This window comes from Streptomyces sp. NPDC042638 (assembly GCF_040647235.1).
Classification (GTDB): Bacteria; Actinomycetota; Actinomycetes; order Streptomycetales; family Streptomycetaceae; genus Streptomyces; species Streptomyces rameus.
Window position 1 is genome coordinate 50,794 of record NZ_JBEZBT010000039.1, and the last position, 17,706, is coordinate 68,499.

Sequence of the window (17,706 nt, forward strand, 5' to 3'; positions counted from 1 at the left end):
ACTGCTCCCCAGGAGGGGAAAGCACACCATGCACATATCCCTGTCCGGAAAACGTGTCCTCGTCACCGGCGGAACGCGTGGCATCGGCGCCGCGATCACCCGTGCGTTCGCGCAGGCCGGAGCGAGCGTACTCACGTGTTCCCGCACCGGCGGCGAGGCAGCCGACGCCCTCGCGCGCGAGCTCAAGGCCACGCCCGGCGACCACCACTTCGTGACGGCCGACGTCAGCAGGACCGAAGACGTCCAGCGCCTCGTCGACGCCTGCCAAGAACGCCTCGGCGGGCTCGACGTCGTGGTCAACAACGCGGGCCGCATCACCCACGTTCCCATCGAGGACCTCGGCATGGACGGCTGGCGCGAGATCCTCGACACCAACCTGACCGCCGCCTACGACATCGTCCACCGAGCCGTCGCACTGCTCGGCCCCGGCGCCTCGGTCATCAACGTCGGCTCAGGCTCCGCACTGGCCGGCATCCACCACCGCGCCCACTACACCGCGGCCAAGGCCGGGCTGATCGGCCTGACCCGGTCGCTGGCCAAGGAGCTCGGGCCCCGTGGCGTCCGCGTCAACGTCCTGTCCCCGGGTGTCATCCAGACCGAGGCCGAGCTGTCCGAGGAGGTGCGCACCCGCTACCAGAAGATGACCGCCCTGGGGCGGTTGGGCACGCCCGAGGAGCTCGCCCACGTGGTGCTGTTCCTCGCCAGCGACCTGGCGTCCTACATGACCGGTGCCACCGTCAGCGTCGACGGGGGCATCTGAGATGGCGGAAGAGCTCTACCGCGTCACCTTGCGGATGCCCATACGGCCCGGCATGGAGAAGGAATTCCAGGAGGCATGGCTGGCGGGCGCCGCCCGCATAGCCGACGACCCGGGCAACGCCGGCCAGGAGCTGTCCCGCGGCGAGGGGGACGGCGCCTACTACGTCGTGAGCGACTGGGTCAGCAAGGAGGCCTTCCTCGCCTACGAACGCGGCACGAGCCACCAGGAACACCGCAGATCTCTGGCACCGTACCGTTGTGAGGGAGAGATGACGACCATGCACCTGCTGCACCGGCTCACCGGCAAGGGCGGTGCGGGATGAAGGGGGGCGTGCGGGTACTGCTCCACCTACGGGTCGCTCCCGGGGAGGAGGACCGTGTCGAGGACCTCTACCACCGCGTCAGCCGCGAACTGGCGGGCACCCCCGGGCTGCTCCGCAACGAGCTGCTCCAGGGCCTCGCCGCGCCGCAGGAGTGGGCCGTGCTGAGCGAGTGGCACGACGCCGACGCCTTCCATGCCTGGGAGAACGGGCCACACCATCGCGACACGACCGCACCGCTGCGGCCGTACCAGAACCGGACAGCCGGATCGGCGTTCGGCCTGTACGAGGTCCGGGCGGAGCACTGACACGGGCCCGACGGCCACAGGAGGCAGACGATGAGCGCTCCGCGCCGCATCGATGTGCACCACCACGCGATCGTGCCGAAGATCGCCGCGCTGATGAGGGAGAACGGCGCCCGGTTCACGCTCCCCTGGTCCCTGGAGAGCACCCTTGAGGTGATGCAGGCCCACGGCATCGCACGTGCCGTGGTGTCCAACCCGATCCCGGGGGACCTGTTCACGGACGCTCGGCAGGCGTCCGCGTTCACCCGCCGGGCCAACGAGGCCGTCGCCGAACTGGCGGCCGACCACCCCGGCAGGTTCGGGCTGCTCGCCGCGCTGCCCATGCCGTTCCTCGACGAGGCCCTCGACCATCTCCGCTTCGTCTACGACGAACTCGCCGCCGACGGTGTCGTCCTGGTGCCGCACGCCGGATCCCACTACCTGGGCGACGAACTGTTCGAACCACTCCTCGCCGAGCTGAACCGCCGCCACGCCGTGGTGCTCGTGCACCCGATGACGTTGCCGGGCGGGCCCGTCGAGGCGGCGCCCCCCGTCCTGGCCGACTTCCTGCTCGACACCACGCGCGGCGCCATCGGCCTCATCAGGTCCGGCGCACTGGAGCGGTACCCGCACATCTCCTTCGTCCTGGCGCACGGCGGCGGCTTCCTGCCGTACGCCGCCGAACGGATCGAGGTGCTCGGCGAGGCGTTCTACGGCATCGAACCGGCCCGCCTGCGGGCCGCGTTGCGGCGCTTCTACTACGACACCGCCCTGGTGGGCGCGTCCGCGCTGACCTTGCTCCTGGCGGTCGCCGGGCCGGAGCGGATCCTGTTCGGGACCGACTGGTGCGCCGCGCCGGCCGGGCCCGTCGCCTCCTGCGCTCAGGCGCTTGGGACCCTGCCGGAAGCTGCTCGCCGACCGATCGAACGTGACAACGCACTGCGCCTGTTCGGGGCCACGGCAGGCGCGGACGCGGCGGTCGCGCGGAAGGAGCCGATCGCAGGATGACCCGCGCGGCCCCGCCGGGGGCCTGGCGGCATGCGTCGTCCGCGCTCGGTGAGGGCGGACGCGTGGGCCGCTGTAACCGCGTGGACTACCACGGCTGGACCACCCCCCGAGGTGGGCGTCTGACGCTTTTTCGTGTCGATCCACTGCTCCTGGAGGACGGACATGTTGGCAGAACTATTCGCTCGAAGCGGCCGAGCACTGCTGGAGGGCTTCCCCCCGGACGGCCGGGAGTACTGGGCCGCACGCTTCTGGGACCGCGCCGCAGCCGAGCAGCACGTGCAGTTGCGGCCCGAGTTCCTGACCCAGAAGGAGACGATCGCCGATCTGCTGCGTGCCCACGGGCAGGACGCCAAGTCGGTCATCGAAGTGGCCTGTGGCACCGGTGAGTTCACTGAGATGGCCGCGAAGCTGACGCCCGCTGTCGAGATCACCGCGATCGACATCTCCGCCGAGGGCCTGGCACGCACGGCGCAGCGGGTCAAGCACGACGACCTCAGGCTGGTGGAGGGCGACTTCTGGGCCGACAACGGCCTGGAACAGGCGGACCTGGTGCAGTGCCTGGACGCCATCCACCACCTGGGAGACCTCAGGCAGGTGCTGATCCGGCTCCGCTCCATGGTGAAGCCCGGCGGCATCTTCATCGGCAACCTGTGGACCGGCGACAACTTCCACGAGTTCCAGCGCAAGCGCTACGGCGTCGCGGGTCACTTGACGCGCACCGCCTCGTTCCTGGGCACGGCAATGATCATCCGGGCCTCGGCGGGCCGCCTCAAGACCGGTGCCTACCGTACCCAACTCACCCCCAGCGACGAGGCCGTGGCCGTGCTGCGCTCGGTCTTCGACGAGGTGCTCGAGGTACGCAAGGAGCGGTACTTCATGGGCTTCGCATGCCGAGTCGACGGTGGACCCCGCCCATGAAGGTGCTGGTGACCGGAGGGGCCGGGTTCATCGGACGCCGTGTGGTCGATGCCTACACCAGGGCGGGACACGAGGTACGGGTCCTGGACGCGCTGCTGAGCGACACGCACCGGCAGCGCGTTCCCCCACCCCTGCCCGACGGTGTGGAGTTCGTCCTGGGTGACGTGCGCGACCGGGAGACCGTCGAGACCGCCTTGCACGGCGTCGACATGGTCAGCCACCACGCGGCCGTGATCGGCCGGGGACGGGAGATCCTTGACGCCCGCCACCACGTCAGCTGCAACGACCTGGGAACGGCGAACCTGCTCGCCGCCATGGCCGAGGCCGGGACGCGGCGGCTGGTGCTGGCCGGTTCGGTGGCGATCTACGGCGACAGCCGCTACGACTGCGCCGCGCACGGCCGGGTGCTGCCGGGCCGGCGCAGTCGCGAGGATCTGGACGCGGGGCGGTTCGAACCGCGCTGCCCGGAATGCGGCACCGAGCTGGTGTCCAGCGCGGTCAGCGAGACCGACCCGCCCGACCCGCCCCGCAACATCTACGCGGTGACGAAGCTCGCCCAGGAGTACCTGGTGGGCGTCTGGGCCAACGAGACAGGGGGCCAGGCCGTCTCTCTGCGCTACCACAACGTGTACGGGCCGAACATTCCCTACCAAAGCCCCTATTCGGGCGTGGCGGCGGTCTTCCGCAGTGCCGTCGCACGCGGAGAGGCACCCGTGGTCTACGAGGACGGCGGGCCCCTGCGCGACTTCGTGCACGTCGAGGACGTCGCCGAGGCCAGCCTGGCCGCCGAACGGTGGACGGGCACCGGGCACCGGGCATTCAACGTCGCCAGCGGCACCCCGCACACCATCGGCGACGTCGCCCACGCCCTGGCCAAGGCGGCAGGGGCGCCGGCGCCCGTGGCCTGCGGGAGGTACCGGATCGGCGACGTCCGGCACATCGTGGCCTCGCCCGACCGGATCATCCGCGAGCTCAAGTGGCGACCCCGGATCAGCTTCGAGGAAGGGATGGAGGAGTTCGCGACGGCGCCGATGAGCGGACTGCCGACCTGACGCCGGCGCCGCGGCACCCGCCGGTGTGCCGCGGCTCAGGCCTCGACGGCCCGGCCTCCTCCAGCCTCGGGGGGCACACGAACCGTCGGGGAGCAACGGCGACCTACGGCCGCCACGCAACTATTCTGCGCTTGCCCGCAGTATGCGGCCGCCACCGTGACCGCCGCGGTTCGGGCGGGGCTCTTCGGGCGACGGTCGGAGCACCGGCGCATCCTGGTCATGACTGATCAGAAAACGTGGAACCTGGGTACAGGGGACATCGAGATCGCGTACGAACATCCAGGGCCGACCGTCCCACACCGCTGCCCAGATCTTCTCCGACAGCCCCATCCACGTCTACGCCGACGGGTTGATGAGCTACGGGCCGACACGCAAAGCGCTGGACCCGCAGGTGGCCAAGCGGATCCAGCGCCTGCTCCCGGTCGATCTGGTGCCCGGCCTCAGGCCTCTTCCGCTCTCCCAGTTCGGCGTCGAGCCGGAGCATATACCCAGCGGGACCCTCACGGACGTGCTGCGTGAACTCGCCGCCCACGCCGAGGGCCCTGTGGCGCGTGGTGCCGCACGAGTCACCCGCGCTGTTACTGGGACGGTATCTGTCGGCGCTCGACGTGCTCTGCGCCGAGGAGGAGCGACGACTGCACCTACGGATGTTCCATGGCGTGGCACGACTGGCCCACCGGTTTGTCGTGTTCAAACCCCATCTCGGGCGCCTGACGCCCTACCAGAACAGCGACCGGATACCCGTTGCGATCGTGGACACCCTGCTGCCCGACGTGGACGACGCGTCCGCCGTTCACTCCTGGTCGCTCACCCGGAGCATGGAGGAACACCAGGAGTTGGCCGATCTGATCGCAGCCGTCGGGTTTGGGAGGCAGCCCGACCTGCACCCGCGCCTCAGAGCGACAGCAGAGCGGCATCTCGCCAGTCATGCGGACGACCCTGTCCGGCGCTACTTCCACCGGCGACGGCTGTAGCGGCTCGGGCTGCCCGGTGGGGTGCCGCACAGGCACCGCCGCGTGCCGCGGACCCGGTTGGTTCGACGGGTCGCGCGCGGTGCCCGGTCGGTGAGGCGAGCCGTACTCGACCGAAGCTGAACGTGCGTCAGCACCGTGGCGACGAAGGTGCGGGCACCAGCCGACGTCGGCCTGTCACGCCGGAAGTTCTGCCCGGGCGGTCAGCGGCTCCCACCACTGCCGGTTGTCCCGGTACCAGGCCACGGTGTCGGCCAGCCCCTCGTCGAAGCCGGTCAGTGGCTCGTACCCGAGCTCGTTCCTGATCTTCGAGGTGTCCAGGGAGTACCGCAGGTCATGGCCCTTGCGGTCGGCGACGTGCCGAATCCGGTCCCGCCCCGCCCCGCACGCCGCCAGCAGCCGCTCGGTCAGCTCCCGGTTGGACAGCTCGGTGCCGCCCCCGATGTGGTAGACCTCGCCCGGCCTGCCGCGCCGCAGCACCAGGTCGATGCCGCGGCAGTGGTCGGAGACGTGCAGCCAGTCGCGGACGTTGCGGCCGTCCCCGTACAGCGGCACGCTGCCGCCGTCCAGCAGCCGGGTGACGAAGAGCGGGATCATCTTCTCCGGGAAGTGGTAGCGGCCGTAGTTGTTGGAGCAGCGCGTCACCGTCACGTCCAGGCCATGGGTACGGTGGTAGCTCAGCGCCACCAGGTCCGAGCCCGCCTTGGACGCGGCGTACGGGGAGTTGGGCGACAGCGGTGTGTCCTCCCTCCACGAGCCCTCGGCGATCGAGCCGTAGACCTCGTCGGTGGAGACATGGACGAACCGGCCCACCTTGTGCCGCAGCGCCGCGTCCAGCAAGACCTGCGTGCCCAGCACATTGGTGGTCACGAACGGTGAGGCGTCCGCGATCGAGCGGTCCACGTGCGACTCGGCCGCGAAGTGCACCACCGCGTCCTGACCGGCCATCACCTCGTCCACGGCCGCCGGATCGCGGATGTCGCCGCGCACGAAGACCAGGCCCTGGTGTCCGGCGACCGGCGCCAGATTCATCTCGTTGCCCGAATACGTCAGGTTGTCCAGGACCGTGATCCGGGCGCCCGTGCCGCAGGACAACTCCCCGAGCAGAGCGGCCCGTACGAACTGCGACCCTATGAAGCCGGCTCCGCCGGTGACAAGTATCCGCATAGACGCAACAATCTAGACGACGCTGACCGTCGTTCGGGCGGAAAACCGGGATCGCCGAGGACGTCGTGAGCAGATTCGCGAGCAGAACTGCCGTACTCGCATGAGACGTTGGCTGTTCGCGGCAGGGCCGTCCGCTGGCTTCCGGGCCGCCGTGCTGACATGGGGGGCAGGAGTGCAGGTGCTGCGTTGGCGGTGACCTTGGCATCGACGAAGCGGCCGGTGTGCCCCTCGGGCTGCCGCCGCGCCAGGCATCGGCGGAAAACCGCTACACCATCCCCGCCACCAAGCGGTACCCCGCATGCCAACGAGACACCAGGCGCTCCAGATTCCCCGACGAAGTCGAAGCCCAACTGCCGGACATGCCCCATGGGCCCACGCGGCACGGGCGCCCTCGGGGCGGGGCGGGAAGATCGTCACGCCTCGCGCGGCGCTCCTGCTTCTCCTGACAACCTCGAGTTCCTCGACGGCACCCGCGGCGCCCACGTATCGACCTCGGGTATCTCCGGAGTGGCCACCAAGACCAGCTTCGCCCTGTTCTTGCTGCACTCGCCATTCACCTCGGGCGCCCTGGGCGCCCGCGCCGGCCCGCAGGCAACGACGGCGCGGTCACCATCGGCGGAAACATCCTCCGCGCCTGGCCGGACCTGGTCGACTTCATCTGCAACAAGGTCACCGACGACCTCACCCGCGCGGACTGGGCGGGCCCGGCCCCCGGCCTGGGCACGCTGAACGCGTTCGTGCGGCGGCTGTGATCGTCCCAGCGGCCGCTTGGGTCCCTGCTGCGTGGCGACCTGAGCACGGTCACCGACCACCCCGTTTCGCACCATCGACACCTCCCAGCAGCAGGTCACCGTGGTGGACCTGCACAACCTGCCCGAACGGGCCCAGCGGTTCGTCGTCGGTGTCGTGCTGGCCGCCGGGACCGCCCGCAAGGAGCTTGGTCACAAGGCCACCGTAGTGCGGTATCCAGGAGGTAACCATGGGCGCGGCTGCCTTGCTCAGGTCGGCAGGCAGAGCTTCTTGAGACGCGAGGCGCGGTAGTCCATGAGTAAAGTCAACGCATGCTCGCCCGCTACGAACTCGCCCTGGAAGCGCCCCGCCGTCCCGAACTCCAAGCCGTCCTGCACGCCGCGGGCGGTCGGCGCCGGGCCATGGCCGCGAACCTGCTCACGGCGGCGGGCGCACCCGACCCGGCGGCGCAGACCAACGCGTTCGTCGCCGTCCTGGACGGCATGGTCTTCAACCAGCTGACCGCGGCAGCTCCGCGTCGGCTCACCTCCGAACAGCTGCGCCGAAGCCTCCTCGCCCTGATCCATACGTGTATCGACAACCCTTCGCGATGGCGCGGATCGTGGGGTGGACGTCGTTGACGCCGTCGCGGTGAACACAGCAGGCTCAGAACGTGCAACGACGCCGTATCGTCTTCGTGATCTTCGAAGGTTTCCAGGCCCTGGATCTGGCCGGTCCTCATGAGGTGTTCCAGTACGCGGGGACGCTCGCGGGGGAGTACGACTGCCAGGTCCTGGCCCCCGTTGCCGGCCCGGTCCGGTCGAGCAGCGGCTTGCCCGTGCACGCTGGACACAGCGTGACCGACCTGGATCCGCAGGGGATCGACACCCTGGTGGCGGTGGGCGGCGACGGCGTCGACCAGGCGGTGAAGGACAGCGCGCTGACCGGGTGGATCGCCGTGGCAGGGCAGTCGGCCCGCCGCGTCACCTCGGTGTGCAGCGGGGTGTTCCTGCTGGCGGCCGCCGGGCTCATCGAAGGCCGCCGCGTCACCACCCATTGGAGCCGAGCCGAGCAGCTCGCCCAGCAGCATCCCGGACTGCGGGTGGACTGCGACCCGATCTTCCTCAGGGACGGGCGGGTGTGGACCTCGGCCGGTGTGACCGCCGGCATGGACCTCGCACTCGCCCTGGTCGAGGACGACCTCGGCCGGGACACCGCCCACGCCGTGGCCCAGGAACTGGTGCTGTTCCTGCGCAGGCCGGGCAGTCAGTCGCAGTTCAGCGTGCCCCTGTGGTCGCGCCAGCCGTCCACCGATCCGATACGGGCGGCGGTGTCGGCGATCCACGAAGACCCCCGGGCCCGCCACGGCATCGTCGACCTCGCCGCCCAGGCGGGGCTGAGCCCGCGTCATCTCCAGCGCCGCTTCACCGCAGAACTCGGCACGCCGCCAGCGGCCTACGTAGAGCGAGTGCGCGTGGAGGCGGCACGCAGGGCCCTGGTCGAAGGCGACGACCCTGTCGAAGCCGTGGCCCACCGCTGCGGCTTCGGCACGGCGGAGACGCTACGACGAAGCTTCCACCGGCACCTCGGCATCGCACCGTCCGAGTACCGGGACAGATTCCGATCCATCAAGGAGTACGCGTGACGGCCTATGGGCTGCTGTTGTTCGAGGGAGTCGAGGAACTGGACTTCGTCGGCCCCTGGGAGGTCTTCACGGCCTCCGCCATGGTCCGCGAGCAGCGGGACACCACCGTGCTGATCGCCGAAAAGCCAGGCCCCGTTCGCTGCAACAAGGGCATGCGGGTCCTGCCCGACCACACCTTCGACGACCACCCCCCGCTCGACGTGCTGCTCGTGCCCGGCGGGAACGGCACCCGGACCCAGGTGTCCAACCCGGTACTCATCGAGTGGATCCGCGGCACCTCCGCCCAGGCCACCTGGACCACCAGCGTGTGCACCGGAGCCCTGCTGCTGCACGAAGCCGGCCCGGCCCGCAGGCGTCGTGCCGCCACGCACCATGCCTTCGAAGACACCCTCGAGGCACGCGGGGAGATCACCGTGGTCCGCGACGCACGCTACGTGGTCGACGGCCACGTAGTCACCAGCCAGGGCGTGTCCGCCGGAATCGACATGGCCCTGTGGCTGATCGGCCGGCTACACGGCCGCGACCACGCCCGAGCCGTGCGCCGCTACATCCAGTACGAGCCCGCCCCTCCCTACCTCGCCGACGAGCCACAGCCCACCGCAGAAGGAGGAGCCACATGGCCCGCGTCGTCGACCTAGTCTGCTACCCCGTCAAGGGCTGCAGAGGCACCTCCACACAGGAAGCACTTCTCACCCCGGCAGGCCTCGCGCACGACCGAACCTTCATGGTGGTCAGCGAGGACGGGGTCTACCGCACCCAGCGCCGCCACCCACGGCTCGCCCTCATCCAGCCCACCATCAGCCACGACGGCGGCCGGCTCACACTCGACTCGGTCCACACAGCGAGCAGTTACGGCACCGTGCACCTCGACGTCACCACGTCCGCGGCGCGCCGCGACGTCGACCTGTTCGGCGCCACCTTCCAGGGCATCGACCAGGGTGACGAAGCCGCCGCCTGGCTGTCGGAATTCCTCGGCACGGCCAGCCGCCTGGTCCGCGTGCCGCCGGACCACGACCGGATCGCCGACGGCTGGATACCCGGCCCCTCCGGCTACGCCGACAGCAGCGCCGTACACCTGCTGTCCCGTTCCTCCCTCCCGTGCCTCAACCAGCGGATGGCCACCGAGTACGGTGCTCCGCCCCTGTCGATGGACCGCTTCCGCCCGAACATCGTCGTCGACAGCGGCAAAGGGCAGGGCAGTGACAGCGCAGACTGGGCGGACATTCCGCACACTGAGGACCGCGCACGCCGCATCCGCATCAACGCAGCCGAACTGGGCTATGCCAAGCTCGCGGTACGCTGCGCGGTCACGCTGGTCAACCAGGAAGCCGGTATCCGCGACGGACGGGAACCGCTGCGCGCCCTCGCACGCTACCGCCGAGTGACGAACGGAGGCGTGGTGTTCGGCGCGAAGTACTCCGTGGTGCGACCGGGGAAGCCGTCAGTCGGCGACGAGGTGACCGTGCACGAATGGGGCGAGGCCGAGTCGTGAGCCGTGACCGATGCCGTGCGCGAAGCACAAGCGGTCCTGACCGCATACCCCGTAGGAACATGGCGCACTGAGCGCATGGACAGCTGAGACGTCGTAGCCAAGCGAAGAGGGGAAGCGGACGGGCCTTCATATGGCTTCGCACACTTACGAAACCGACGGCACCACCCCGACGTCCTGGAGTACTTGGAACGCATCCAGGACACTTTGGACCCATTTCAAGGCCGCTTCCTGGTTCACGGACCACCAGCCGAGGTGGTCGAAGGCACCTGGCCAGGCAGCATGGTGCTCATCGAGTTCCCCGACCTCGCGGCGGCCCGCGCCTGGTACGTCTCGGCCGCGTACCAGGAGATCCTGCGACTGCGGAGCGATCACATCGACGGGGACCTGGTGTTCGTCGAAGGCGTCGGCCCTGATTACGACCCTCGTGAGCGTTCGGCGAAACTCCGGGTGCAGATGACCGAGGGGCAGGTTTAGTACGCGCATCGCCGGACGTTGGGCTGCACGCGGCACCCAGGGTGCCGCGCCCGGGCACCGGTGTCAGTGCAGAGTCCCGCACTTTCACGTGCCCATTGCAGGCCGTTGTGTCAGTCCTCGCCCTCACCCAGGGCGAACACCGCGGCCAGCTCCTCGGCGGGCGGACGGGACCACTGCGCCACCTCCTCCAGCACCACCCGGGACGCGACGGCCGCGGCGGCGGTATGCAGCACGGCCCGGTCGATCAGCTCGGCACTCTGACTGAGGTGCTCCAGCAGCGTGCGGGCCACCTCGGCGGTGGCGCCGCTGTGCACGCCGCGCAACTCCACCAGCTGTTCGCGCGCCTCGTCGACCAACTGCGTGATCCGGAACCGTTGTTCGGCAGGAACGGTGGCCCGCCACCGGGTACCCGAGCCGCCCGACTGGGCTTCTGCCGCCATGGTTGCGGGCTGCTCTTCCCGCTTCAGGTGCCACGGACCCTCCCGCCAGCCCGGCGGTCCCGTCTCGTGGCGGCGGGCGCGCACGATGGCGCCCGTGAAGTCGTTCAGCGGGCTGCCGTGGTCGGCTGCAAGTTCGGGTCCCGGCCAGGTGCGGCCCACCCGCTTGCCCAGCCGGTAACAGAACGCATCGTCGGCGTCCCGCACCCGAGGCCGCATCCCGCCGCTTGCCTGCAAGGCCACCTCGGCCATCGCCGGTTCCAGCAGCGCCCCCGCCACGGCCACCACCTCCGGGAGGATGGCCGCGTCCCGGCCCACAATCCGCCACCGTGCCAAGTCCGCCCCCACGCTGCCGCCCGCCAGCTGGTGCAGACGCCACGGCCAGATCTCCTCCCGCTCCCAGTACAGGGCCTGCTCCCACCAGCGGGCCACCACCGCGTACGCCACCGTGACCGCCTGCTCCGGCTCCACCCCGGCCCGCATCGCACGCCGCGCCACGCCCGGCCACCGCCGCTGCGCGGCCACCACCTCCGCCGCGCCGCGCACATCGAGGTGTTCCAGCGGCTGGTCGGCGTCCGCGTCCAGCAGCCAGCGCCCGTGCCGCAGGCAGACCCGCTGCCAGCGCGGCAGATACCGCACCGCCCGCAGTGCCTGTCCGGTGCGCCGCGCGGTGCACAGCCGGCAGCCGAAGGCGGCCGGCCCCGCCACCGCGCCCGCCGCCCGCCACCGTGCCTGCGCCACCCCGGCCTCCCGGCCGGTGCTGATCTTGGGATCATCCACGGTGAACGCCGGTAAAGCGCGCGTCAGGACCTGAGGCTCGACCCCGCACAGCTCGGCGAGCACACCTCGCCCGGCTTCGTTGAGCACGACCTCCGCGTCGGCTCGTACGCTGCCGCCGTCGTGCCGGGTGGGGGAGTTGCGGCACGTCCACAGCCGCAGCACACCGGCGGCCGCCAGACCGTAGCGGGCCGCGGCCCGGTTGATCAGTGACGCGATCAGCTCCCCGGCCAGCGGCACGGTCCGCACCACCCCTGTTGCCACAGCTCTCCCTGATGCCGATTCCTGTTCCTGTTCCTGTTCCTGTTCCTGTTCCTGTTCCTGTTCCTGTTCCTGCTTCAGTGCTTGTGCCGGGCGCGCCGCGCTGTTCGTTGCGCTGCGACGCGCTGAGGGGCTACAGCTCGAAGTCGAGGTCGAGGAGGTCGGTGAGCTCCACTTCGAGGCCGTGGGCGCGGCGGCCGCTGTCGCGGAAGTAGACCTCGCCCAGGGCCTCGGCGGCGATCTGGCGGAGCTGGTCGTCGGTGAGACCGGCCTCCTGGGCCTGGAAGAGGCGGGCAGCGTGCCGTGGGGGCAGGGCGACGGTGAGGTGGCGTACGCGGGCGTCGTCGGTGCTGCCGGGGGCGGCGGTGTAGCCGAAGCGGCCCTGGACATCGATCATGATGCCGCCCGTGGTGGCCGCGGCCTGCTTGGCCTTGGCCCTGATCTGCGGCTGCCAGCGCACGCGGACCTCACGCTCGAGGCGGTCGGCGAGCTCCGGGCGGGGCTTTTTGATCTGGTTCTTCACATAGCGCTCGACGGTGCGCTGGCTGATGCCGAGCAGCTCGGCCACGCGCCGGGTGCTGCGCTGATGCTGGCGGACCAGGTAGCGCATCTGTGCTCCGGCGGTCTTCGGGATGGGCCGCGTGAACGCGCCCTGAACCGCCTTGTCGAGTTCCTCCCCGACCGTGACCATCGCCGTGACTCTCCTACTCTCCGGTGTCCTTGGTGGTGACCTCGCCGGTCTTGATGTAGCGGGCGAGGTTGGCGACGTGGCCGTCATTGGCGAGTTGTTCGAGCACGTCGGCGCCCCACAGCACGCTCTGGGTGCCTTCGTGCTTGACCATGCCGGGGGAGACGCCGAGCCGGAAGCTGCCGGGCACGGTCTTGCCGTCGGTGTCGTAGGGCAGGACGTCGAGCGGGCTGGGGCCGTCGGCGGCGTAGACGGCGCAGTCCGAGAGGACTGCGACGGGGTACTGTCCTGTTGCCGCGGCCAGGTGCAGCATCTTGCGGTGCATGTTGATCCGGGCCCGGGAGATCACGGCGGCGCGGATGTCGGGCCGCCAGGTCGGGCGGGCGAGGGCGGGCCAGGGCTGTCCCGGCTTCCAGCCGCCGCCGCGCGCCTTCTCCCGCAGCTTGCCGATGCCGCCCTTGACGGTCATCTTGACGGCGTCCACGACGATTCCCAGCTCCGGATCACGGCTCTTGTAGCCGTCCATCGCCTCAAGGAACTCGGCCGGGGACAGCTTCTCGCCCACCCCGAGATCCGACATGGTGGTGACGTAGGCGTCGCGCAGCCGCTTGTACCAGCCGTCCAGGAACCGGCCGCTCTCGCGGCGCACCCACGCCTCCACAGGGGCCACCTCGTAGCCCAGTTCCACCGCGTAGGCCACGGTGGGGGTGGCGTACCAGGCCGGGCCCTCGGGGCGCCGGCCGGTCGGCGTGAACGGGCTGGGCAGCAGGTCCCCGTCGAGGTCCCGCCACTGCTTGCCCACCTTCACCCGGGACGGGTCGACGTGGGAGAGGTCGACCAGCCACGAGCCGGGCAGCGCCGCATCGAAGGCGGGCTCGGTGACGTGGACCGGCGGCGAGGCCAGGCCGACGACGGCACCGTTGGCGCCTGCGGCGAACGCCAGGTTCACATCGAGGCCGACCAGGTAGCGCTTCATGCACTCGGCGTCGGTCAGGTCCCGCGCCCAGTCGTAGGCCTCTTCGAACAGCTTCTCGTCGGGGCCGCGGACATGGAAACGGGGCAGGTCAGCGAGAACCGGGTGCCCGTCGGGCGCCTCGCAGGGGGCCGGGTCCATCGGCTCGGTACCGAGAGAGCCGGGCCGGTGCTCGGAGTGGCGCCGGCCGTCGGCGTCCGGCTCGCTCGCGCGGGTGGGCGGGTTGAGCGCGGTCATCAGCTGCAGCCCAGTGACGGCCGCAGACCCGACCGGGGTCATCACCCGCGTCGCGTACAGGCCCAGCACCCGTGCGAGTTCCGCCGGGTCGAGCTGGGCGGCGTGGCCCCAGGCGCGGTCATCGAGGGCGTGCCAGGAGGGAATGCACAGCTGCACGCACTGGCGCCGCCCGCCGTGGGCGGGGCGGTAGATCCGCGCCCACGGCCCCAGCCCCCGCCGGGTCAGCTTCCACTCGGCACGCTCAAGCTGCTTGATGACCTTGTGCCCCTCGGGGAGCCGCCCGGCAAGCCGCTCCTCGTGCGACAGTGCGGCAGGCAGGCCATAGCGCTCGCACGCCGCCTCGGTGAGCACCAACAGCGGATCGGCGTCCTTCCCCGAACCGTGCAGCCGCTCCGCCCCCAACTGCGCCTCGGCCAGCGTCCACTCGACCAGGGAAGGCAGGGACTTGGCGGGCACGTCGAGGATCAGTCCGCCGGCGCCGTAGCCGGTCACGTTCCGGTCGGCGTGGGCGTCGAGGACGAGCAGCGGACCGTGCGCGTACGCGCCGCCGGCCGCGGGCGAGTGTGCCGGGGCCGCCTTCTTCGCGCTCGGGCGGCGCGAGGCGGTCGTCGGCCGCGAGGCGGGCGCCGGCCGGGACGTCGCGGCCGGGGCGGGAGGAGCAGCAGGTGCAGGAGCAGGAGTAGCGGGCGCCGTGGTGTCGGACGCGCTCGAGGCCGCGGCATCGGGCTCCGGGCCTGACGGCGAGGCCAGGGCTTTCGGCGGTGCGGGGGGAGCGGTCTGCGGCGCAGCGGTGTCTTCCCGCGGTGCACCGGTGCCTTCCGTGGCGGGGTAGAGCTGTGCGAGCTGCTTGAGCAGGCGGGCGTACGCCTCCCGCTGCGGCGGCCGTGGCTCGGTCTTGCCCGTCTCCCAGTCGCCGACGGTCGCGCGCCGCACGCCCAGGGCGGCGGCCACTTCGTCGAGGGTGAGCGCATGAGCCTGGCGCAGCCGCCTGCGCTCCGTCGGCGGCGGCAGCGGCGACCGGGACGCCACCAGCGCGTCCACCGCGTCGAACAACTCGGACATGAAGCACCTCCGACCTCACCCTAACCGACGAACCGAACTGGCAACGTACTTTTAGTGCGCCTATCCCGTGCATTTCCCGTACGGAGGGGTTTGGGCGGGTGAGACGGTGCCCGCACGGGGCCACCGTCGGCACCTTCACGCTGCCGGATCGAGGAAGAGCTGAATCTTCCCGCCCAAGGCCACCCCGGGCGGGCGGATCCGCCCACGCTGGAACTGGAGGCGCAGACCGCGCTGGCCTGGCGCCGTGACGGCCTCGGGGAGCACATGGTGACCGACATTAGACCGGCCAGCGCGTAGGGGTCGGCGGTCGACATGACCCGGGCCGCCACCAGATCGGCCCGGCCGGGTCGTGGGGGAGGGGGCAGACCACATCCCGGCGCTGATGGTGATCTGCACCTACGACTCCCTGAACAAGATCGAGAAAACCCAGAACACCCATTTCGCAGGCGTGGCTTCGTGCGCCGACTACGGCTGCACCCGCGCCGATGCCGCCAGGCAGCACGGCGTGCCCGCCTCCGCCGGAGCCGAGTCGCTCGTGGCCCGGGCGGCTGGCGGATGCCCGAGCGAGCTCGAAGCGGTAGTTCAGGGTGATTTCGGCCGTCTCGCCGGTGATTTCTGGCATCTGGCCGACAGCGGCGGCAGGGGCCGGGATGATGACATACCGCGATGTCCGCAGGGGCGACGAGGAGACGACGGGCAAGCACGAGAAGCCGCCGGCCGATCCGAGCTCGGGTAACCCGCCGCCCGGTAACAGCGACGGTCAGGTTCCCCCGCCTCCGCCCAGCGACGGCAAACACAAGAAGAGGCCAGCACGGTGGTGATCACCTCCGACGTCGACAGTCTCCGCCGGTCCGTGGCCGCTGCCATGGACCAGCGGGGCGACTGGCCGCAGCGCTCCGCCTGGATCCGCGGGGCCGTCGACGAACTACCCCGGCACCGGTTCGCCCCCCAGCGCTTGTGGCGGTGGGATGGGCACGCCTACGTGCCGGTCGACCGCCGCCAGGATGCGGCCGGCTGGGCGAGTGAGGTGTATCCCGGGCCCGATACGGCGACCGTCACCCAGGTCACGGACGGACTGCCGACATCGAGCCTGTCCAGCCAGGCCGTGGTGGCCGACATGCTGGACTCGCTACTGCTCTACCCCGGACACCGCGTGCTGGAGCTGGGCACGGGCAACGGATGGAACGCCCCTGCTGAACTGGCGGGCCGGCCCGGGGCACGTCGTCAGTGTCGAGGCAGACCCCGTTCTGGCCGCGACGGCGCGCAGGGCCCTGGCCGCAGCCGGCGCCATGGTGGACGTGCAGATCGGCGACGGAAACCAGGGATGGGCGCCCGCGGCCCCCTACGACCGCGTTCTGGCCACCTACGCCGTTGAACGGATCCCGCGGGCGTGGGTCGAGCAGACGAAGCCGGGCGGGCGGATCGTCACCCCGTGGGGCCGTCTCGGACATATCGCGCTGACCGTCGCCGACGACGTCCGGTCCGCCACCGGGTGGGTGCAGGGCCTGGCCCAGTTCATGCCCGACCGCCGCACCGTGGGTGCCGAGCCCGGCTTCACCCAGGTCCGCGCGCGCAGTGAATCCCACGGGGAAGGGTTTTTCCTCCGCGACCTCGCCCCTCTCCAGGACGACGTCCATCTGCGGTTCGCACTGCGCGTCGCTCTGCCGTACCTCCGCATGACCCTCGCCCGGGACGCGGACGGACTCAACGCCTGGATCCACGACACCGAGCGGTCCTGGGCCGTGCTCTCGGCCATCGGCAACGGCCGTACGGTCGCCACCCAGGGCGGCCCCCGCAGCCTGGCCGACGAACTGGAAGCGGCCTGGGACACGTGGCTGGCTCTGGGCAAGCCCGCCCTGTACGACTTCGGGATGACCGTCACAGATAGCGGCACCACCCAGTACATGTGGGTCAACGACGCCGACCGCGGACCTCGTTGGCCGATCATCTGAAGGATCGTTGCGCAGATGCTGGTCGTACCAGTCGAGTTCGGGTTCGACGCGCCACGCCAGGGCAGCTTCCTTCCGCCGGCGCTGCTCCTCGGCCCAGTCGAACTCCGCGCACGGGTAGGAGGGCAGCGGCCCAGGCGGCCCGGCCAGGATCCGCGAGCGGCCGTCCAGCAGGGCACGGGTGACCCTCTCGCCGGTACCGATGGCCGCGGCGACGTCGATCAGCAGTTGCTCGCTGGCCAGAGCCCGGCCGTTCAGGGCGTTGTCGAGGCCCCTGCGGGAGAACCGGCCCCCGCCCGCGGCGACGATCGCGCCCGGCGTGGGCCGCCGGCGGCGGCGACCATGAGGGCCATGGCCCTGCCCATTCCGGTAAGTCCCTGGCGGCCCAGGGCGAGTCCGGCAAGACAGGGGGCGAACCGCGCGTCGACCTACGGCGCCCCGATGATCTCGAAGGGCTGCGTCGTCCCGCGGCTCTCAGAGACGTTGGTGCCCTCGAACAGACG

19 protein-coding genes and 2 pseudogenes are annotated in these 17,706 nt (G+C 70.8%); 14 read left to right on the forward strand and 7 right to left on the reverse strand.

The window, feature by feature from the left end:
* The first annotated feature begins 28 nt into the window (after positions 1–28).
* The 7 genes from AB0B40_RS26750 to AB0B40_RS26780 all read left to right on the forward strand — a co-directional run bounded on the left by AB0B40_RS26750 (position 29) and on the right by AB0B40_RS26780 (position 5,315).
* Positions 29–760 carry an SDR family NAD(P)-dependent oxidoreductase gene (locus AB0B40_RS26750; protein WP_345058124.1) on the forward strand — a complete coding sequence of 244 codons (732 nt, stop codon included), beginning with the start codon at positions 29–31 and terminating at the stop codon, positions 758–760.
* A 1-nt stretch (position 761) separates the two neighbouring features.
* Complete coding sequence (locus tag AB0B40_RS26755) at positions 762–1,082, forward strand: antibiotic biosynthesis monooxygenase family protein (protein WP_345058122.1); 321 nt, start codon at positions 762–764, stop codon at positions 1,080–1,082.
* An 8-nt stretch (positions 1,083–1,090) separates the two neighbouring features.
* Positions 1,091–1,387 carry an antibiotic biosynthesis monooxygenase gene (locus AB0B40_RS26760; RefSeq protein ID WP_362265963.1) on the forward strand — a complete coding sequence of 99 codons (297 nt, stop codon included), beginning with the start codon at positions 1,091–1,093 and terminating at the stop codon, positions 1,385–1,387.
* 30 nt (positions 1,388–1,417) lie between these two features.
* On the forward strand, positions 1,418–2,371 hold the full coding sequence (locus AB0B40_RS26765) for an amidohydrolase family protein (protein WP_362265965.1): 954 nt from the start codon (positions 1,418–1,420) through the stop codon (positions 2,369–2,371).
* A 162-nt stretch (positions 2,372–2,533) separates the two neighbouring features.
* On the forward strand, positions 2,534–3,289 hold the full coding sequence (locus AB0B40_RS26770) for a class I SAM-dependent methyltransferase (protein ID WP_345058116.1): 756 nt from the start codon (positions 2,534–2,536) through the stop codon (positions 3,287–3,289).
* Entirely contained in the window at positions 3,286–4,341 is a 1,056-nt protein-coding gene (locus AB0B40_RS26775; protein ID WP_362265967.1) for an NAD-dependent epimerase/dehydratase family protein, read from the forward strand. Before AB0B40_RS26770 ends, AB0B40_RS26775 begins: the two co-directional genes overlap by 4 nt.
* A gap of 515 nt (positions 4,342–4,856) precedes the next feature.
* Entirely contained in the window at positions 4,857–5,315 is a 459-nt protein-coding gene (locus AB0B40_RS26780) for a hypothetical protein (RefSeq protein WP_362265969.1), read from the forward strand.
* 174 nt (positions 5,316–5,489) lie between these two features.
* On the opposite strand, the gene rfbB is transcribed toward AB0B40_RS26780, so the two are convergent.
* Together rfbB and AB0B40_RS26790 are read right to left on the reverse strand one after the other, a co-directional pair.
* Positions 5,490–6,479 carry a dTDP-glucose 4,6-dehydratase gene (gene rfbB / locus AB0B40_RS26785; protein WP_345058110.1) on the reverse strand — a complete coding sequence of 330 codons (990 nt, stop codon included), beginning with the start codon at positions 6,477–6,479 and terminating at the stop codon, positions 5,490–5,492.
* A gap of 801 nt (positions 6,480–7,280) precedes the next feature.
* Positions 7,281–7,424, reverse strand: a complete 144-nt coding sequence (locus AB0B40_RS26790; RefSeq protein WP_362265971.1) for a hypothetical protein — start codon at positions 7,422–7,424, stop codon at positions 7,281–7,283.
* Positions 7,425–7,540: 116 nt separating this feature from the next.
* Between AB0B40_RS26790 and AB0B40_RS26795 the strand changes: the two genes are divergently transcribed.
* The 5 genes and pseudogenes from AB0B40_RS26795 to AB0B40_RS26815 all read left to right on the forward strand — a co-directional run.
* The gene (locus tag AB0B40_RS26795; protein ID WP_362265973.1) at positions 7,541–7,849 is read left to right on the forward strand and encodes a hypothetical protein; all 309 of its coding nucleotides are present in this window, start codon (positions 7,541–7,543) and stop codon (positions 7,847–7,849) included.
* Positions 7,850–7,881: 32 nt separating this feature from the next.
* Positions 7,882–8,853, forward strand: coding sequence for a GlxA family transcriptional regulator (locus AB0B40_RS26800; protein WP_345058104.1), 972 nt, complete (start codon positions 7,882–7,884; stop codon positions 8,851–8,853).
* Positions 8,850–9,491, forward strand: coding sequence for a DJ-1/PfpI family protein (locus AB0B40_RS26805; protein ID WP_362265975.1), 642 nt, complete (start codon positions 8,850–8,852; stop codon positions 9,489–9,491). Before AB0B40_RS26800 ends, AB0B40_RS26805 begins: the two co-directional genes overlap by 4 nt.
* Positions 9,470–10,345, forward strand: a complete 876-nt coding sequence (locus AB0B40_RS26810) for an MOSC N-terminal beta barrel domain-containing protein (protein WP_362265977.1) — start codon at positions 9,470–9,472, stop codon at positions 10,343–10,345. The genes AB0B40_RS26805 and AB0B40_RS26810 overlap by 22 nt, the downstream gene beginning before the upstream one ends.
* Positions 10,346–10,468: 123 nt before the next feature.
* Positions 10,469–10,819 (forward strand): annotated as a pseudogene (locus AB0B40_RS26815) (DUF1330 domain-containing protein); the annotation flags it as partial.
* A gap of 110 nt (positions 10,820–10,929) precedes the next feature.
* On the opposite strand, the gene AB0B40_RS26820 reads toward AB0B40_RS26815, so the two are convergent.
* The 3 genes from AB0B40_RS26820 to AB0B40_RS26830 all read right to left on the reverse strand — a co-directional run bounded on the left by AB0B40_RS26820 (position 10,930) and on the right by AB0B40_RS26830 (position 15,254).
* Positions 10,930–12,297 carry a TniQ family protein gene (locus AB0B40_RS26820; RefSeq protein WP_362265979.1) on the reverse strand — a complete coding sequence of 456 codons (1,368 nt, stop codon included), beginning with the start codon at positions 12,295–12,297 and terminating at the stop codon, positions 10,930–10,932.
* A gap of 130 nt (positions 12,298–12,427) precedes the next feature.
* Positions 12,428–12,985 carry an XRE family transcriptional regulator gene (locus AB0B40_RS26825; RefSeq protein ID WP_345058094.1) on the reverse strand — a complete coding sequence of 186 codons (558 nt, stop codon included), beginning with the start codon at positions 12,983–12,985 and terminating at the stop codon, positions 12,428–12,430.
* A gap of 13 nt (positions 12,986–12,998) precedes the next feature.
* On the reverse strand, positions 12,999–15,254 hold the full coding sequence (locus tag AB0B40_RS26830; protein WP_362265982.1) for a helix-turn-helix transcriptional regulator: 2,256 nt from the start codon (positions 15,252–15,254) through the stop codon (positions 12,999–13,001).
* Positions 15,255–15,636: 382 nt separating this feature from the next.
* On the opposite strand from AB0B40_RS26830, the gene AB0B40_RS26835 reads away from it, so the two are divergent.
* A complete protein-coding gene (locus AB0B40_RS26835) occupies positions 15,637–15,990 on the forward strand; it encodes a hypothetical protein (protein WP_345058090.1) in 354 nt (117 codons plus the stop codon).
* A gap of 242 nt (positions 15,991–16,232) precedes the next feature.
* Here the strand turns inward: AB0B40_RS26835 and AB0B40_RS26840 are convergent, their stop codons facing one another.
* Entirely contained in the window at positions 16,233–16,373 is a 141-nt protein-coding gene (locus tag AB0B40_RS26840) for a hypothetical protein (RefSeq protein WP_345058272.1), read from the reverse strand.
* A gap of 152 nt (positions 16,374–16,525) precedes the next feature.
* Here AB0B40_RS26840 and AB0B40_RS26845 point away from each other — a divergent pair, with 152 nt between their 5' ends.
* Entirely contained in the window at positions 16,526–17,206 is a 681-nt protein-coding gene (locus tag AB0B40_RS26845) for a hypothetical protein (protein ID WP_362266000.1), read from the forward strand.
* A 428-nt stretch (positions 17,207–17,634) separates the two neighbouring features.
* Here the strand turns inward: AB0B40_RS26845 and AB0B40_RS26850 are convergent.
* Positions 17,635–17,706, reverse strand: a pseudogene (locus tag AB0B40_RS26850) (hypothetical protein); the annotation flags it as partial.

What these genes read in the sequence shown, in the direction of transcription:
- AB0B40_RS26750 (WP_345058124.1), top strand. Translation starts at nt 29, where the DNA reads ATGCACATATCCCTGTCCGGAAAACGTGTCCTCGTCACCGGCGGAACG.
- AB0B40_RS26755 (WP_345058122.1), top strand. Translation starts at nt 762, where the DNA reads ATGGCGGAAGAGCTCTACCGCGTCACCTTGCGGATGCCCATACGGCCC.
- AB0B40_RS26765 (WP_362265965.1), top strand. Translation starts at nt 1,418, where the DNA reads ATGAGCGCTCCGCGCCGCATCGATGTGCACCACCACGCGATCGTGCCG.
- AB0B40_RS26770 (WP_345058116.1), top strand. Translation starts at nt 2,534, where the DNA reads ATGTTGGCAGAACTATTCGCTCGAAGCGGCCGAGCACTGCTGGAGGGC.
- AB0B40_RS26775 (WP_362265967.1), top strand. Translation starts at nt 3,286, where the DNA reads ATGAAGGTGCTGGTGACCGGAGGGGCCGGGTTCATCGGACGCCGTGTG.
- rfbB (WP_345058110.1), bottom strand. Translation starts at nt 6,479, where the DNA reads ATGCGGATACTTGTCACCGGCGGAGCCGGCTTCATAGGGTCGCAGTTC.
- AB0B40_RS26795 (WP_362265973.1), top strand. Translation starts at nt 7,541, where the DNA reads ATGCTCGCCCGCTACGAACTCGCCCTGGAAGCGCCCCGCCGTCCCGAA.
- AB0B40_RS26810 (WP_362265977.1), top strand. Translation starts at nt 9,470, where the DNA reads ATGGCCCGCGTCGTCGACCTAGTCTGCTACCCCGTCAAGGGCTGCAGA.
- AB0B40_RS26825 (WP_345058094.1), bottom strand. Translation starts at nt 12,985, where the DNA reads ATGGTCACGGTCGGGGAGGAACTCGACAAGGCGGTTCAGGGCGCGTTC.
- AB0B40_RS26830 (WP_362265982.1), bottom strand. Translation starts at nt 15,254, where the DNA reads ATGTCCGAGTTGTTCGACGCGGTGGACGCGCTGGTGGCGTCCCGGTCG.
- AB0B40_RS26835 (WP_345058090.1), top strand. Translation starts at nt 15,637, where the DNA reads ATGGTGATCTGCACCTACGACTCCCTGAACAAGATCGAGAAAACCCAG.
- AB0B40_RS26840 (WP_345058272.1), bottom strand. Translation starts at nt 16,373, where the DNA reads ATGTCGGCCACCACGGCCTGGCTGGACAGGCTCGATGTCGGCAGTCCG.